Source organism: Kordia periserrulae, from assembly GCF_003054265.1.
Taxonomy (GTDB): Bacteria; Bacteroidota; Bacteroidia; order Flavobacteriales; family Flavobacteriaceae; genus Kordia; species Kordia periserrulae.
The window spans coordinates 1-14,593 of sequence record NZ_QBKT01000006.1; the positions used below are offsets into that span (position 1 = coordinate 1).

13 protein-coding genes are annotated in these 14,593 nt (G+C 36.5%); 5 read left to right on the forward strand and 8 right to left on the reverse strand.

Going from position 1 to position 14,593, the window contains the following annotated elements; all coding sequences use genetic code 11:
* Positions 1-210: 210 nt before the first annotated feature.
* The 3 genes from C8N46_RS12785 (at position 211) to C8N46_RS12795 (ending at position 2,165) form a co-directional block, all read left to right on the forward strand.
* Positions 211-930, forward strand: a complete 720-nt coding sequence (locus C8N46_RS12785; RefSeq protein WP_108115306.1) for a glycine zipper family protein — start codon at positions 211-213, stop codon at positions 928-930.
* Between the two features lie 20 nt (positions 931-950).
* Positions 951-1,145: a hypothetical protein gene (locus C8N46_RS12790; RefSeq protein ID WP_108115307.1), complete on the forward strand. Its 195-nt coding sequence runs from the start codon at positions 951-953 to the stop codon at positions 1,143-1,145.
* A gap of 282 nt (positions 1,146-1,427) precedes the next feature.
* The gene (locus tag C8N46_RS12795) at positions 1,428-2,165 is read left to right on the forward strand and encodes a helix-turn-helix domain-containing protein (protein ID WP_108115308.1); all 738 of its coding nucleotides are present in this window, start codon (positions 1,428-1,430) and stop codon (positions 2,163-2,165) included.
* 263 nt (positions 2,166-2,428) lie between these two features.
* On the opposite strand, the gene C8N46_RS12800 is transcribed toward C8N46_RS12795, so the two are convergent.
* The 8 genes from C8N46_RS12800 to trhO all read right to left on the reverse strand — a co-directional run bounded on the left by C8N46_RS12800 (position 2,429) and on the right by trhO (position 12,397).
* A complete protein-coding gene (locus C8N46_RS12800; protein ID WP_108115309.1) occupies positions 2,429-4,654 on the reverse strand; it encodes a M43 family zinc metalloprotease in 2,226 nt (741 codons plus the stop codon).
* 297 nt (positions 4,655-4,951) lie between these two features.
* Complete coding sequence (locus C8N46_RS12805; protein WP_108115310.1) at positions 4,952-5,608, reverse strand: 3-oxoacid CoA-transferase subunit B; 657 nt, start codon at positions 5,606-5,608, stop codon at positions 4,952-4,954.
* A gap of 102 nt (positions 5,609-5,710) precedes the next feature.
* Positions 5,711-6,064, reverse strand: coding sequence for a four helix bundle protein (locus C8N46_RS12810; protein ID WP_108115311.1), 354 nt, complete (start codon positions 6,062-6,064; stop codon positions 5,711-5,713).
* Between the two features lie 51 nt (positions 6,065-6,115).
* Entirely contained in the window at positions 6,116-6,814 is a 699-nt protein-coding gene (locus C8N46_RS12815; RefSeq protein ID WP_108115312.1) for a CoA transferase subunit A, read from the reverse strand.
* Positions 6,815-7,047: 233 nt separating this feature from the next.
* Positions 7,048-9,420: a penicillin-binding protein 1A gene (locus tag C8N46_RS12820; RefSeq protein WP_108115604.1), complete on the reverse strand. Its 2,373-nt coding sequence runs from the start codon at positions 9,418-9,420 to the stop codon at positions 7,048-7,050.
* Between the two features lie 18 nt (positions 9,421-9,438).
* On the reverse strand, positions 9,439-9,924 hold the full coding sequence (locus C8N46_RS12825) for a gliding motility lipoprotein GldH (protein WP_245896850.1): 486 nt from the start codon (positions 9,922-9,924) through the stop codon (positions 9,439-9,441).
* Positions 9,908-11,266: a PSP1 domain-containing protein gene (locus C8N46_RS12830; RefSeq protein ID WP_108115314.1), complete on the reverse strand. Its 1,359-nt coding sequence runs from the start codon at positions 11,264-11,266 to the stop codon at positions 9,908-9,910. The genes C8N46_RS12825 and C8N46_RS12830 overlap by 17 nt, the downstream gene beginning before the upstream one ends.
* A gap of 99 nt (positions 11,267-11,365) precedes the next feature.
* Entirely contained in the window at positions 11,366-12,397 is a 1,032-nt protein-coding gene (gene trhO / locus C8N46_RS12835) for an oxygen-dependent tRNA uridine(34) hydroxylase TrhO (RefSeq protein WP_108115315.1), read from the reverse strand.
* A gap of 623 nt (positions 12,398-13,020) precedes the next feature.
* On the opposite strand from trhO, the gene recA reads away from it, so the two are divergent.
* Together recA and C8N46_RS12845 are read left to right on the forward strand one after the other, a co-directional pair.
* A complete protein-coding gene (gene recA, locus C8N46_RS12840; protein ID WP_108115316.1) occupies positions 13,021-14,028 on the forward strand; it encodes a recombinase RecA in 1,008 nt (335 codons plus the stop codon).
* A 130-nt stretch (positions 14,029-14,158) separates the two neighbouring features.
* The gene (locus C8N46_RS12845) at positions 14,159-14,587 is read left to right on the forward strand and encodes a hypothetical protein (protein WP_146169817.1); all 429 of its coding nucleotides are present in this window, start codon (positions 14,159-14,161) and stop codon (positions 14,585-14,587) included.
* Positions 14,588-14,593: the final 6 nt, after the last annotated feature.

Sequence of the window (14,593 nt, forward strand, 5' to 3'; positions counted from 1 at the left end):
ATAAATCGTATTCTAATCATTATAAATAGTAAAATAACGCATCAAAATAGTTCATCAACACTTATAAAGCTCTTTTCATAGGTACTACCCCTTACAGTAATGGGGTGATGATTATCGTTAAACTTTATTGCAAATACAACTGTGTATCCCTAAAAACAGTCGTGGAAACCGAAAAACGTACGAGTAGGAAAATTTTTAATTATTATCTTTATGAAAACATTCAAAATTATTACAATTCTTTTCATTACTTGTCTAATTTTAAGCTGTACAAGTGAGAATAATGAATTAGAGACAACAACAGAAATGGAAACAATTACTCCAAAAAGTATTAATACTATTCAAAATAGGCAGCTTATTTTGGATTTTTTGAGTGATAAAAAAGAGCAAGAAAGAGTCTTCAACGAATGGGGTATTGATCCTGAATCAAATAATACGGAGATTGAACCTTTCACTCAGAAAGATTTAGATGACTATATGCAGTGTGCTGAGTGTCCTAGCGAGTATAAAAATTTCTTTTATCCTATGTTTCAAGAGTTTTTAACATTAGAGGATAATCAAGTTATTGAAAGAATTGATTACTATGAATCTCAAGTTGGTTCATATAATTCTGATAATTTAACAAAAGACAATATCCGTTTTGTATTATTTACTTTTAAGGCTGTAGCGCAATATAAACTTGAAAGTAAAAATTCTGAAAAGAGTATTTCAACAAACATAGCAAAAGATGACTGCTGTGGTAGAGCCATAGCACAAGGCTTGGTAAGCGGATTCATTGCAGGATGTGCACAAGGTGCGTATGTTGGAGCTACTGCAGGTTCCGTTACTGTTCCAGTATTAGGTACTGCTGTTGGAGCTGTTGGAGGATGTATTTTTAGCGGAGCTGTAGGAGCCGTAATCTCTGCAGTTGCAAATGGGTTTTGGGCATGGTGAAATAGCTAATGATATAAAACATGAAAATAAAAACTAAAATATTTCTAGTAGTAATTATTACTTTAGTTCATTATTCAGCACTGGAATTTGTAAGTGATGGAAATTATTTTGATTTTTCTGATAGAAAAACTTTTGAAAAATTAATAATGTCAATCATTGTAGCTACTGCTTTACAACTTTTAGTTAAGCCAAGGAATAAGAAAAATGAAAACTAAATATAGTGTATTCTTATTAATAAGCATTGTAATTGTATTGGGACTGGTAGATACATATTATCCCAATGATTTATATTTCTATATACAACTTTCTATACTAGCCATATTAATAGGAATGTTTATAAAAAGATAATCTATCGAAAAAAGGGAATAGATAGTTCATTAATAATTAAATAACCAACACCTTAAAAAAACCTAAAAAAGCCATGCTCATACATAGCATAGCCAGCCCAACGCATGCTTTTATTAAAAATATAAACTATAAATAAAAACCGAATTATCATGAAATGTATTGCAAATCATTTAGTAATTATTTGTGTATTGCTCCTTAGTCTGAGTGTGGCGTATGGAAGTGAACGTGTTGTAAATTTTAAAAATATTCAAGAATTGTCAGCGTCTAAAAGCAGTAATCAAATTGACAGTATAACGCTGATGCAACAACAGGAAAAACTCATCAAAACCTTGATAGCAAAACAAGAAGCTTTTGAGCTTAAATATTACTTGCTGATTGGTATTATCCTCTTTTTAGTACTTCTTTTTGGACTGTTGTGCTTTTTTAATAAACGAGGCAATCAGCGGCTTCATAAAATTATGAGGTTGTTGGAAAATTCAAAGCCAACTCGTACAAATGATACTGATACAAATACATCTAATGAATTCGCTATTGATCCTGCTATTGTCAACACCATTCTTGAAAATTTAAACGCTTTTGAGAAAGAACTTGGGTTTTTAAATCCCAAAATTACATTACACACCTTTGCCAAAAAATTGCAAACCAATACCAAATATTTGTCAAAAGTGATCAATACACATAAACTCAAATCGTTTCGAAATTACATCAACGATTTGCGCATACAATACAGTATTGAAGAGTTAAAAAAGAATGTAAACTTTAGAAAGTATACGGTAAAAGCCATGGCAAAAGAAACAGGATTCAGCAATAGAGAATCGTTCACCAAAGCATTTCAAAAAAATACAGGAACTACGGTTTCCGAATTTGTAAAACATATCTCAACATAATTTAGTTGGTTAGTTTGATTATGAAGCTAAAAACAGCTGTTGGTAGTTAAGTATCACGTTGGATTGGGGAATCTTTAAGGTACGCTGTTTTTAGTGAAGCAAAGCGAGACTTGCAAAATTTTGTAAGTCCGCTTTTGTTATTTAATTGATTTTGAAAATTTCACATATAATTTGTGCTATAGAAATCACATTAACATAAAAAAACTCCCAAGCATTGATAACTTGGGAGTTTTCCATCTATAAATCTATTTAGAAGTAAACGCTTATTGCTTTACAAATTTCTGAATAATGGTTTCTTCTTCATCTTGCACTTCTAACATATATACGCCTGCTTTCAGTTCGCTTACATTTAATCTTCCATCTTTCAAGTTTCCTTCTTTTACTGTTTGACCTAGTAAATTCAAGATTCTATAAGACGATTTCAGATTGAAGCTCGCTAAATTCACTGTAATGTCACCACGTGTAAGTGTCGGAGTGATTAGTGTATCACCGTTTGTAGCACTTGGCGGTCCTGTACGTAATAATTGTACTCCGTCAGCTTTGGTTCTTGTCGTTCCTGCAATTCCCGTAATGGTTACTTGATCAATATAAACTTGATCCGAATTGTTACTTGCATCACACTGTACTCTGAATCGAGCATTCGATGCAAAGTTTACTTGCGAACTGCTTAAAGTTACCGTTGCTGTGTAGAAGTTTCCATTCGTAAAGCTACTTCCACTTGCATAACTAGCAATCGTACTCCAAGAAGAACCGTCAAAGTATCTGATAAAGAAATCTTCACCTGTTTCCATAGAGTTTGGATAGAAGAAGAAGTTAAATTCTACTTGATCAAATCCGCGTAAGTCAAAGGCTTCAGAAGTCATCGCAGAAGCAGTTCCTGAATTGTCACGTAAACGAATTGAGTATATACCTTCAAACGAGAATGAACCGTTGTAACGGAAACAATCGCTTCCTCCATCTTGCCAGCCGTCTAAGCCAGTTTCAAAGTATCCTTCGTGTAATACCGTAGTTCCTGTTTGACATGGCGCACAAAAAGTTCCTCCACAGTCAACTCCTGTTTCATCACCATTTTGAATTCCATCATCACACGTTGGTCCTGGTGGTGGTGTGCTTCCTAAGCAGAAATCAGTAGTTTCAGAGTTTCCAAAGCTTCCTCCAGATTTGATTACTCCGTCTGGTCCTGTAAGTGTGTACGAACCGTTTCCATACGAACAGCAAATTCCATCACCATACGCATCATTGATAACAAATGTATAGCAATCGTTTGGTAAACATAAGGTTTCTGTAACTGTTGAACCATCAGGGTTTGCTGCAGAATATCCGTTTGAAGCTACTGTGGTTCCTCCATCAGTTACTAACGACCAAGAAGTTTCTTCTGGGTAGTTGTCAAAAGTAATTGTCAATGTTACTTCATTTTCTGAACAACTAGATTGACATGGCGCACATGAAGTACCTCCACAGTCAACTCCTGTTTCATCACCATTTTGAATTCCGTCATCACATGTTGGTGGCGGTGGTGGCGTTCCACTACATTTGTCAGACAATGCTAAACTTCTACGAATTCCTCCAGCATCTAACACTGCACGCATACGCGCTTTTTGTCCCGCTGTGAATAAGTTCATACATCCATCATCTGAGTAGTCCATATAGTTTTGTACCATATCTGTGCTTGAGCACGATACGTGCGTTGGGTTACATCCGTAGTTTGGTGCATCAGAAGTTGGTGTATCTGCTACGAAATCGTCTACATTACAGTTTCCATCTCCCCAAATATGACGTAAGTTTAAGTAGTGACCTACTTCGTGTGTTGTGGTTCTTCCTAAATCGAAAGGCGCAGATAAGTAAAAGCCAGAACCTTTAGCACTGCTTCCAAAATACTGTGGACTCATCACAACTCCATCAGTAGAAGCATTTCCTCCTGGAAATTGTGCATACCCTAAAATTCCACTTCCAATGTTTCCTACCCACATGTTTAGGTATTGTGAAGTATCCCATGCGTCTACTCCACCTTGTGAAGCACTTTTAATCGCGTCATTAGTTCCCCAAGACGTACGTGTGGTTGATTTTCTAGTGATTCCCGTTGTCGCGTTTCCATTTGGATCAATAGAAGCTAAACAGAACTGAATTTCAGTATCTACTGCTTGCGACCATCGGTTGTCTGCATCGGCATTTGTTCTTCTAAAGTCTTCGTTTAAGACATCCAATTGTGATTGAATTTGTGCATCACTGATGTTTTCTTGACTTGTTCTATACACAACGTGTACTACCACTGGAATGGTAATAACATTTCCAGAAATACTTTTCGGTGTACCGTTTTGTAGAATATATTGTCTAGTTTGGTTCTCAATTTCCTGCATGCGTGCATCTAACTGAGGATTTTGCTGTTTTCTGTATTCCAAGTTATCCATTGTAGAACAGTTTCGGTCTTGCGCCGACAACATGCCCACAAAAAGAAAACTCAATAAGAGTAGCGTAATTTGTTTTTTCATAAAAAAAGTATTTAGGTTGATTAGCAATTTTTGCTTTTAACAGTATTGTCAGAAGCGTAACAAATATGTTAATTTTTTGCCAATAATCCGACGAAGTACTTATTTTTTCGATAAAACGCACGAAAACTTTCGACGAGCTGTAGGAATTATCTTTGTTAGAAGTTTGATTATCTGATAGTTATCTGTAAAATAAACAAATAAAATTATTTATATAAATTTTAATAAATCACATAAAAAAAGCGCCATATTCATGAGAGTATGACACTTTTTTAAGAGTATTGATATTTTTTTTTAAAATCAGTCCAATTGCATTTCTGGAATGTCTCCTTCAATGAGTAATGTTCCTTCTGTAGCATTTTTAATTTCGTCAATAGTAACACCTGGTGCTCTTTCTAAAAGCTTGAATCCTTTTGGAGTGATTTCCAACACTGCCAAATTTGTGACTACTTTTTTGACACATCCCACGCCCGTAAGTGGCAAGGAACATTTTTTAAGCAATTTAGATTCGCCGCGTTTGTTGGTATGCATCATGGCAACAATGATGTTTTCTGCGGAAGCAACCAAATCCATAGCACCGCCCATTCCTTTGACCATTTTCTCTGGAATTTTCCAATTGGCAATATCTCCATTTTCGGCAACTTCCATCGCCCCTAAAATGGTTAAGTGCACGTGTTGCCCGCGAATCATGGCAAAGCTGGTAGCTGAGTCAAAAAAACTAGCGCCAGGCAAAGTCGTAATGGTTTGTTTTCCTGCGTTGATAATATCGGCATCTTCTTCGCCTTCAAAGGGAAATGGTCCCATGCCTAACACGCCGTTTTCGCTCTGAAATTCGACTTCAATATCGTCTCTCACAAAATTGGCAACCAACGTAGGAATTCCAATTCCTAAATTGACATAATATCCATCTTTCACCTCTTTCGCGATTCGTTTTGCTATTCCGTTTTTGTCTAACATTTTTCTAATTTGTTAATGTGTTGATTTGATAATTTGAAAATGTCTTTCAAACTAAATTTTTTGATTTTAAAAGGCGCATTTTTCAATCATTTCAAACCCGTTTTATCTTCTTTTTGATGATGAAATTATTTTACTTATCACCTTTATAATAGCTTCCAATTCAGAAAATAACTTCTTTTCTGGGTTTGGATAAAACCCTGATTTCTCACACAATAAAAGCCAATATTCAACTTCATCTGCTTCCTTTGCAGCTATTTTGAATTTATGAATAAAATCAGCTTTACTTTCTGCGTTTTGAGCTTCTCTTATATTTGCTCCAATCGAAGTTCCGCTTCTAAATATCTGAGAAGACATTTCATATTTTTGCAGTTTTCTTAATTCTTCAGAGAACTTTATAATTTCAATTGAAAAATCAAAAGTTAATTCAACAATTATATTTTTAGTATCGTTCCGCATTAGGCTGTAAAAGCAAGAATTTTCAAATTAAAGAATTTTCAAATTTTCAAATCAACGTGTGCGCACAGTACGTTGTTCAATGCGTTTTTCGTAATGGTTTCCTTGAAAAATTCGTTGTACAAAAATGCCAGGAATGTGAATTTCATTTGGATTTAACTCGCCTGCTGGCACTAATTCTTCTACTTCTGCGACTGTAATTTTTGCCGCGCCACACATACATGGATTGAAATTTCGAGCAGTTCCTTTGAAGATTAGGTTTCCGGCTTCGTCTCCTTTCCAAGCTTTTACAAAGGCAAAATCAGCTTCGTAGGCTTTTTCAAGGATGTACATTTTTCCGTTAAATTCTCTGGATTCTTTTCCTTCCGCGACTTCTGTTCCGTAGCCTGCTGGTGTGTAAAATGCGGGAAATCCTGCTTGCGCAGCTCTGCATTTTTCGGCAAGTGTTCCTTGTGGTGTGAGTTCAACTTCCAATTCGCCAGACAACATTTGACGTTCAAATTCGTCATTTTCACCCACATACGAGGATATCATTTTTTTTATTTGTCGTCCTTGCAAAAGTAAGCCAAGTCCAAAATCGTCCACACCTGCGTTGTTAGAAATACAGGTGAGATTTTTAACGCCGAGTTGTACCAATTCGGCAATGGCATTTTCTGGAATTCCGCACAATCCGAAGCCGCCGAGCATTAACGTCATATTGTCGGTAACGCCTGCAACTGCTTCTTGTACAGAGTGTATCTTTTTGTTAATCATCAATCAAAATTTTGATTGAAAATTACGAAATTTTTAAAAGATGTGTTTGTTTTTTCAGAATAATACCAATTTAACTTTAAGATTCGACTTTAGAAGCGAAGTTGCTTTGGTAGCTAAGAACGCTGTGAATGGTTTGCATAGCCTAAGCTACGGAAAATTTTCACAAGGAACTTAGCTACCAAATGAACAAGCTTATATGTCGCATTTTAGGGTTGAATTGGTATCTTTAAGCTTTAATCGAAGTCAATTCCGTCTAGTTTATCATCTGGATCGTCTTCGTTTGTATTTCCTTTGGAAGGATCTGCTTTGTCACAATCCACTCGGATGGTCATGTCTTCTTCATCAGGTTTTGGGAATTTATCTTGAGAGACTGATAAACCATCGTCTGCATAACATTTTTTCATAAATAATCCCCAAATTGGCAATGCCATCGAAGCTCCTTGCCCATAGGTTGTAGAAGCAAAACGAATTTGACGATCTTCTCCGCCAACCCACGCACCAGAAATTAAGTTTGGTACCATTCCGATAAACCAACCATCACTGTTGTTTTGGGTAGTTCCTGTTTTTCCTGCAATTGGATTTTTGAATTCGTACGGATAGCCCGTCATGATTTCATCATACATTTTATTCCATTTGTTGGCTCCTTTTGTACGGAGTCTTCTTCCCGAACCACTTTGGGTGACACCTTCCATTAAATTGACAACGGTGTATGCGACTTCTTCGCTCAGCACGTCTTTGGTTTCTGGGACGAATTCATAAAGAATCGTTCCGTTTTTGTCTTCAATCCGAGTCACAATCACAGGTTTTACATACACGCCTTTGTTCACAAAAGTTCCGTACGCACCTAACATTTCATACAAAGAAATATCGGGTGTACCCAAAGCAATTGATGGAACTTCTTCTATTTCAGCTTCTACACCTAAACGCTGCGCTAACGAACGAACATTGGCAGGGCCAACTTTGTCCATCAAACGTGCAGTAACGGTATTTACAGAGTTTGCCAATGCACCTTTGAGTGTGCGCATCCCTTCGTATTCTCCATCAGAGTTTTTTGGACACCAAGGTTCTAGCAAACCATATTTTCCTTCTTCTATACAAAATGGTCCGTTTGGCATGGAATCGCACGGTGACAAGTGTAATTGGTCAATCGCGGTAGCATATACAAAAGGCTTAAAGGTAGAACCTATTTGGCGCTTTCCTTGCTTTACCATATCGTATTTAAAGTTTCGATAATTGATGCCTCCAACCCACGCTTTTACTTTACCAGATTGTGGTTCGAGTGACATAAAACTCGCGCGTAGAAAGAATTTTGAGTAGATGATGGAATCGCGCGGTGTCATGATGGTATCGACGCGATTGTTTTTGTGCGTCCACGAGAATAAGGTCATTGGAAGTTTTACATCAAACGACGCTAAGATTTCTTTTTCCGATTTTCCTTCTTCTTTCATCACACGCCAACGCTCCGATTGACGAATGGCTCTGTCCATGGCTAAATCAATGGATTTTTGCTCCACATCTTTTGCAAACGGTGCATTTTTGTTACGCTTTTTGGTATTTTGATGATAGAATTCTGCTTGCAGCTTTTTCATGTGTTCTTCCACGGCTTCTTCAGCGTATTGCTGCATGCGTGAATCAATCGTTGTATAAATTTTTAATCCGTCGAGATAAATATTGTATTTATCACCATTTTCGTTTTTAGGGTTTTCATTTACCCATTTTTTTAAGAATCCTTTGAGGTGTTCTCTAAAATACGTTCCCAAACCTTCGTTGTGCGATTCTGGCGTATAGTTGAGCGCTAATGGAAGTTTTTGTAATGAGTCTTTAACCTCTTCAGTAATGTATTCATATTTGTGCATTTGCGCTAATACGACATTTCTTCGAGTTTTTACTGTTTCAGGACGTCTTCTAGGATCAAAATAAGATGAGTTTTTAAACATTCCGACCAACATTGCCGATTCTTCTATTTGAAGATCTTGTGGCTCTTTACCGAAATAGATACGCGCTGCTGAGCGAATTCCGTCTGCATTATTACCAAAATCATAGATGTTGAAATACATCGCAATGATTTCTTCTTTGGTGTATTGACGCTCCAAACGTGTGGCAATCACCCATTCTTTGATTTTTTGAATTCCAGCTTGAAACATATTTCTAGAGCGTACTCCCACAAATAACTGACGTGCCAATTGCTGCGAAATGGTACTCGCGCCTCCTCTAGTTCCTAAAAAGGCAAACGCTCTTATCGTTCCGCGTACGTCAATTCCTGAATGGTCATAGAACCGTGCATCTTCAGTTGCAATTAAGGCGTTCACTAAGTCTTTCGGTAATTTATTGTAATCAACAGGAGTTCTGTTGTCTTTGAGATAGTATTTACCCAGCACTTTTCCGTCGGAAGAGATGACTTGCGTTGCTAAGTTAGTTTGCGGATTTTCTAAGATTTCAAAAGATGGCATTTCTCCTAAAAATCCCCAAGAAGCTAATAAGAATAATAAGAATATACCTGCAATTCCACTTGCAAAAGTAATCCAAAACCACTTGATGTATTTTTTAAAAGAGGAAGGGTTTTGGGTAGGTTTGTTCGTTTTTTTTGTAACGTTCTTTTTTGCCATTTCCATTCGTTGTTTGCACTAATTTTTTTCGATTCTAAAGCCAACCTCAGAGATTCCTTGTAAATTTTGGATTCCTTGAGGATCATTTATTTTTCGCATGGCTTGTTGTATATTGACTTCATACATTCCTTCATACGGAAAACGCACATTTTCTTTGTACCAAAGTTTATTTTCTTTAGTAGTCATTCCTGTGCCAAGCCATTTTCCTTCGGGAGTTGCCATTTCGTACTCTAGGGTATCTGAAATCACATTTCCATTAGGAAAGTTCATGTGTACGATGAGAAACAGATTACTATATTCATAATCATTTGTATTTCTCACATTGACAAACAAGTTGTAATTGTTTGTACTATCAGGCTGTTGGAATTTGAAAGTTAGAGGCGTGTTTTTGTTCCACGATTTCTCTATAGAAATGTATTGGTCATATACACGATTGCCATCACAAGAACTACATAGAATGCTAAGAATAGCAATAAAAAATGCGCTTTTAGTTAGGCTTTGCATTTTTGTTCGATTTTTTACGTCTGTTGTTATTCTTGTTTCCAGTGTTTTTTGGTCCTCTAGTATTTTCGGCATTGGGTTTTGCATTATTGCCTTTTTGACGAGGATTGTTTTTTGCACTGTTGCCTTTTTGGGGAGCGTTTCCTGCTTTTGGGTTGTTGTTATTTTTTGCAGGAGCGTTCGCTTTGGCATTGTTGTTTCTACGTCTTTTTTTGTTTTGAGCGCCTCTTCTTTTTCGGTTTCGAGTGGGTTTTTTGTCAAAACGCGTAAGGCTGTCTTGTCCTACAACGTTTTCAAAGTTTGTTTTAGTATCTTCTTCTATAAGATCGAGTGCATATTCTTCTAGACTTATGACTTTTTCTTTTTTCTTATTGAGTTCGATGATTTCATTGGCTTGATCAGTTGTGAGTTTGTGCCAGTTCATCCATTCGCCTTCATACGCATACCAAATGTATCCTTTAAAGATATCTGTTTTTTGGCAAACTGCAGTCCCTTTTTCGGTATACAGTTTTACGTCACTTTTTGGAAATTGTTGTAACGCTTCTAAATAGGCGTCTAATTCAAAGTTTAAACAGCATTTTAATTTTCCGCATTGTCCTGCTAGTTTTTGAGGATTTAGCGAAAGTTGCTGATATCTAGCTGCAGCTGTATTTACTGAGCGAAAATCCGTTAGCCAAGTAGAGCAACACAGTTCGCGTCCGCAAGAGCCAATTCCGCCCAAGCGTGCTGCTTCTTGTCGAAAACCTATTTGGCGCATTTCAATGCGAATGTTAAACGCTTTTGCCATGTCTTTAATCAACTGACGAAAGTCCACACGATCTTCTGCTGTGTAGTAAAATGTCGCTTTAGAGGCATCTCCTTGAAATTCTACATCGGAGATTTTCATTTGCAATCCTAATGCTATTGCCAATTCGCGAGAACGCTTTTTGATGCCTTCTTCTCTATCGCGCGCACGCGACCAAACATCAATATCTTTTTGCGATGCTTTTCGGTACACTTTTTTGATTTCCTCACTTTCAGTATTGATTTTCTTTTTACGCATTTGCACACGCACCAATTCTCCCGTAAGGGTTACAATACCAACATCGTGACCAGGCGAAGCTTCTGTTGCTACAATATCGCCGATACTTAGCGATAGGTTTTCTGTATTTCTATAAAAATGTTTTCTACTGTTTTTAAAGCGCACTTCCACACAATCAAAGGGTTTTTGATTGCTTGGCAGCGACATGTTTGATAACCAATTGAAAACCGTTAGCTTGTTACAGCTATCAGTACCACAAGTTCCATTGTTTTTGCAGCCTCTTGGTTGACCATCTTTACTAGTTGAACAACTGTTACAACTCATATTTTTATATATAGAATCTGCGTTTCGGGAATGCAGATGTAGGGTTCGTATTCTTTTCTAAAAATGTAAAGATAGGATTATTTCTGTAGCATCGAAAATCTACTTTTTATACTTCAATACTTCTGAGCGACCTTTTTTGAAGATTTTGTTGCTAACTTCTTTCCCTTTGCGCAATTCTTTTTGTACATCTGCAGGCAAGCTGTGTACTTCTTTACACGCATCAGAACAACAATCATTCATTTTTTCGGCACATTCTTCACATTGAATAAAGAGTAAATGACAGGCTTCGTTGGCACAGTTTACATGCGTATCACATGGTTTTCCGCATTGGTGACAATTGGCAATGATGTCTTCCGAAATACGCTCACCTCTTCGATGGTCAAACACAAAGTTTTTTCCGATGAATTTATTTTCTAAATTCTGTTCTTCAACTTGTCGTGCATAATTGATAATGCCACCTTCTAGCTGAAAAACGTTTTTAAAACCTTTATGTTTAAAGTACGCACTCGCTTTTTCACAACGAATTCCACCCGTACAGTACATCACCAAGTTTTTGTCTTCTTTGTGGTCTTTCAAATCGTCTTCGATGATGGGCAACGATTCTCTAAACGTATCTACATCAGGTGTAATGGCACCTTGAAAATGCCCAATTTCACTTTCGTAGTGATTGCGCATATCTACCAAAATGGTATTTTCGTCGTCTAACAATGTGTTAAATTGCTCAGCGGCAACGTGTACACCTTTGTTGGTAACATCAAAACTCTCGTCATTTAATCCGTCAGCTACAATCTTATCTCTTACTTTCACTTTGAGCTTTAGGAAGGACATATTATCTTGTTCAATAGCCACATTTAAGCGTACGTTTTCTAAAAAAGAAATCGTGTCTAAATGTTCTTTAAAAGCATTGAAGTTTTCTGCCGGCACAGAAAGTTGCGCATTGATTCCTTCGTACGACACATAAATTCGACCTAAAACGTCCAATTGGTCCCAGTTGATAAATAAGTGATTTCGTAAAATTTCGGGGTTTCCGATGTGTGCGTATTTATAGAAAGAAATCGTCATGCGATCCTTACCAGCTTTTTCGATAAGTTCGGCTCTTTCCTTCGCACTTAATTTATTGTACAGTTGCATGCTATATCAATTTTTAAGTTTAAAGTGAATATTTTCGGCAAAACTACATTTTTTTTACTAACTATCGTGGTTTAAGCGAAAAAACAACGCTTATAAAGAAGTTTCTACGCTTGCAAACTTAATTTTCAATAATGTACTATAAATGAATTACTTTAGTGAAGAGGTGAAGAATTTTGTTCAGAAAATAAATTTTACATGGCAAGAACGTTTAAAAAAGAGGAGAAAATCGTCCGTTTTGGGTGTGGAAAAAAACTTTTTACTGCAACTACGGGAAAAATAAAAGTGCTTCTATGTGGACAGAAGCACTCTTACTAGCTAATTCATTGTTAATATTACTTTTCTTTTGTAAAGAATATAGTTAACAATGAAGCTAGCCACCGTCTAGCTTGCAATTCCCGAATATTGGGAACGAAGCGTTGTCTTGTGTTTGGTAAATAAATTTATGAAATACTCTCATTTTGTTGATTCCTAATTTTACTAATTAGATACACGTTTATGAAAAAGGTTGCGTCTGAGAGTGAAATTTTTGAGTGGATTTGTCCAAAATGAGAAATGACGAATTGGTTTCAGCAAAAAGAAATAGTAATTTAGCAACGTTCAAATTAACATAGAAAATTGACATAATGAGTTCAGATAAAGAAAAAGAAGCAAAATTAAAAGCATTAAAATTAACCCTCGATAAGCTCGACAAAACTTACGGAAAAGGTTCTGTGATGAAATTGGGTGATTCGGTTGTAGAAGATGTAGAAACCATTTCATCGGGTTCATTAGGATTGGACATCGCGTTGGGCGTTGGCGGATATCCTAGAGGAAGAGTGATTGAAATATTTGGTCCAGAATCATCTGGTAAAACAACATTGACATTGCACGCCATTGCAGAAGCTCAGAAAAAAGGAGGGATTGCTGCTTTTATTGATGCAGAACACGCGTTTGACCGTTTTTATGCAGAAAAATTAGGGGTTGACATTGACAACTTAATCATTTCACAACCTGACCACGGAGAGCAAGCATTGGAAATTGCGGATAATTTGATTCGCTCAGGTGCCATTGATATTGTGATTATTGACTCGGTGGCTGCTTTGACGCCAAAAAGTGAAATTGAAGGTGAAATGGGTGATTCCAAAATGGGATTGCACGCGCGCTTAATGTCGCAAGCCTTACGTAAATTGACAGCTTCGATTAGCAAAACCAATTGTACGGTGATTTTCATTAACCAATTACGTGAAAAAATTGGAGTGATGTTCGGGAATCCAGAAACAACCACTGGTGGAAATGCCTTAAAATTCTATGCTTCTGTTCGTTTAGATATCAGACGTTCTACTCAAATCAAAGGAACTGATGGCGATGTAAAAGGGAACAAAACACGTGTAAAAGTGGTGAAAAATAAAGTAGCTCCACCATTTAAAACAGTTGAGTTTGACATTATGTATGGTGAAGGAATTTCTAAAGTTGGAGAAATTTTGGATATCGGTGTGAACTATGAAATCATCAAAAAGAGCGGTTCGTGGTTTAGTTATGGCGATTCCAAACTTGGACAAGGACGCGATGCTGTGAAAACTTTATTAGAAGACAATCCAGAATTATTAGAAGAATTGGAAGTGAAAATCAAAGAGGCAATTACCAACAGCTAAACTGCCTTTAAAAATAATATTTCATTAATAATTATGATAAAAAAATCCCGTGAAGGGATTTTTTTTATTTTTAGACGCAACCTTTTTGCTTTTTCTACATCTACTTGAAAAGTAGTTTATAAATTTGATTATGAAGAAGATATTATTTTTAGCGTTGATAATGAGTTTGATGGTTTTCAATTCATGCTCTGTTGAGGATAATGTATCAGATATTCAATTTCAATTTGAATTTATCCCAATCGATAGTGTAGAAATACCTACAACTTTTAACTATGGAGATACACATACCATTAGCGTAACGTACAAGCGTCCGTCAACGTGCCACACGTTTAGCAACTTTGAATACGAGCAGAGTACAGGAAATTTGAGAACTGTTGCCGTTGTTAATTTTGTAACGTTTGGAAATGGCTGTGAACCGTTAGAAGAAGAATTTGAAACCAAAACCTTTAGCTTTAATGCATTGAGTATTGAGCCATATACATTCCGTTTTTGGCAAGGAAAAGATGATGATGGACAAGACACGTACTTGATATATGAAGTACCTGTAAACAATAATTAAAGATAG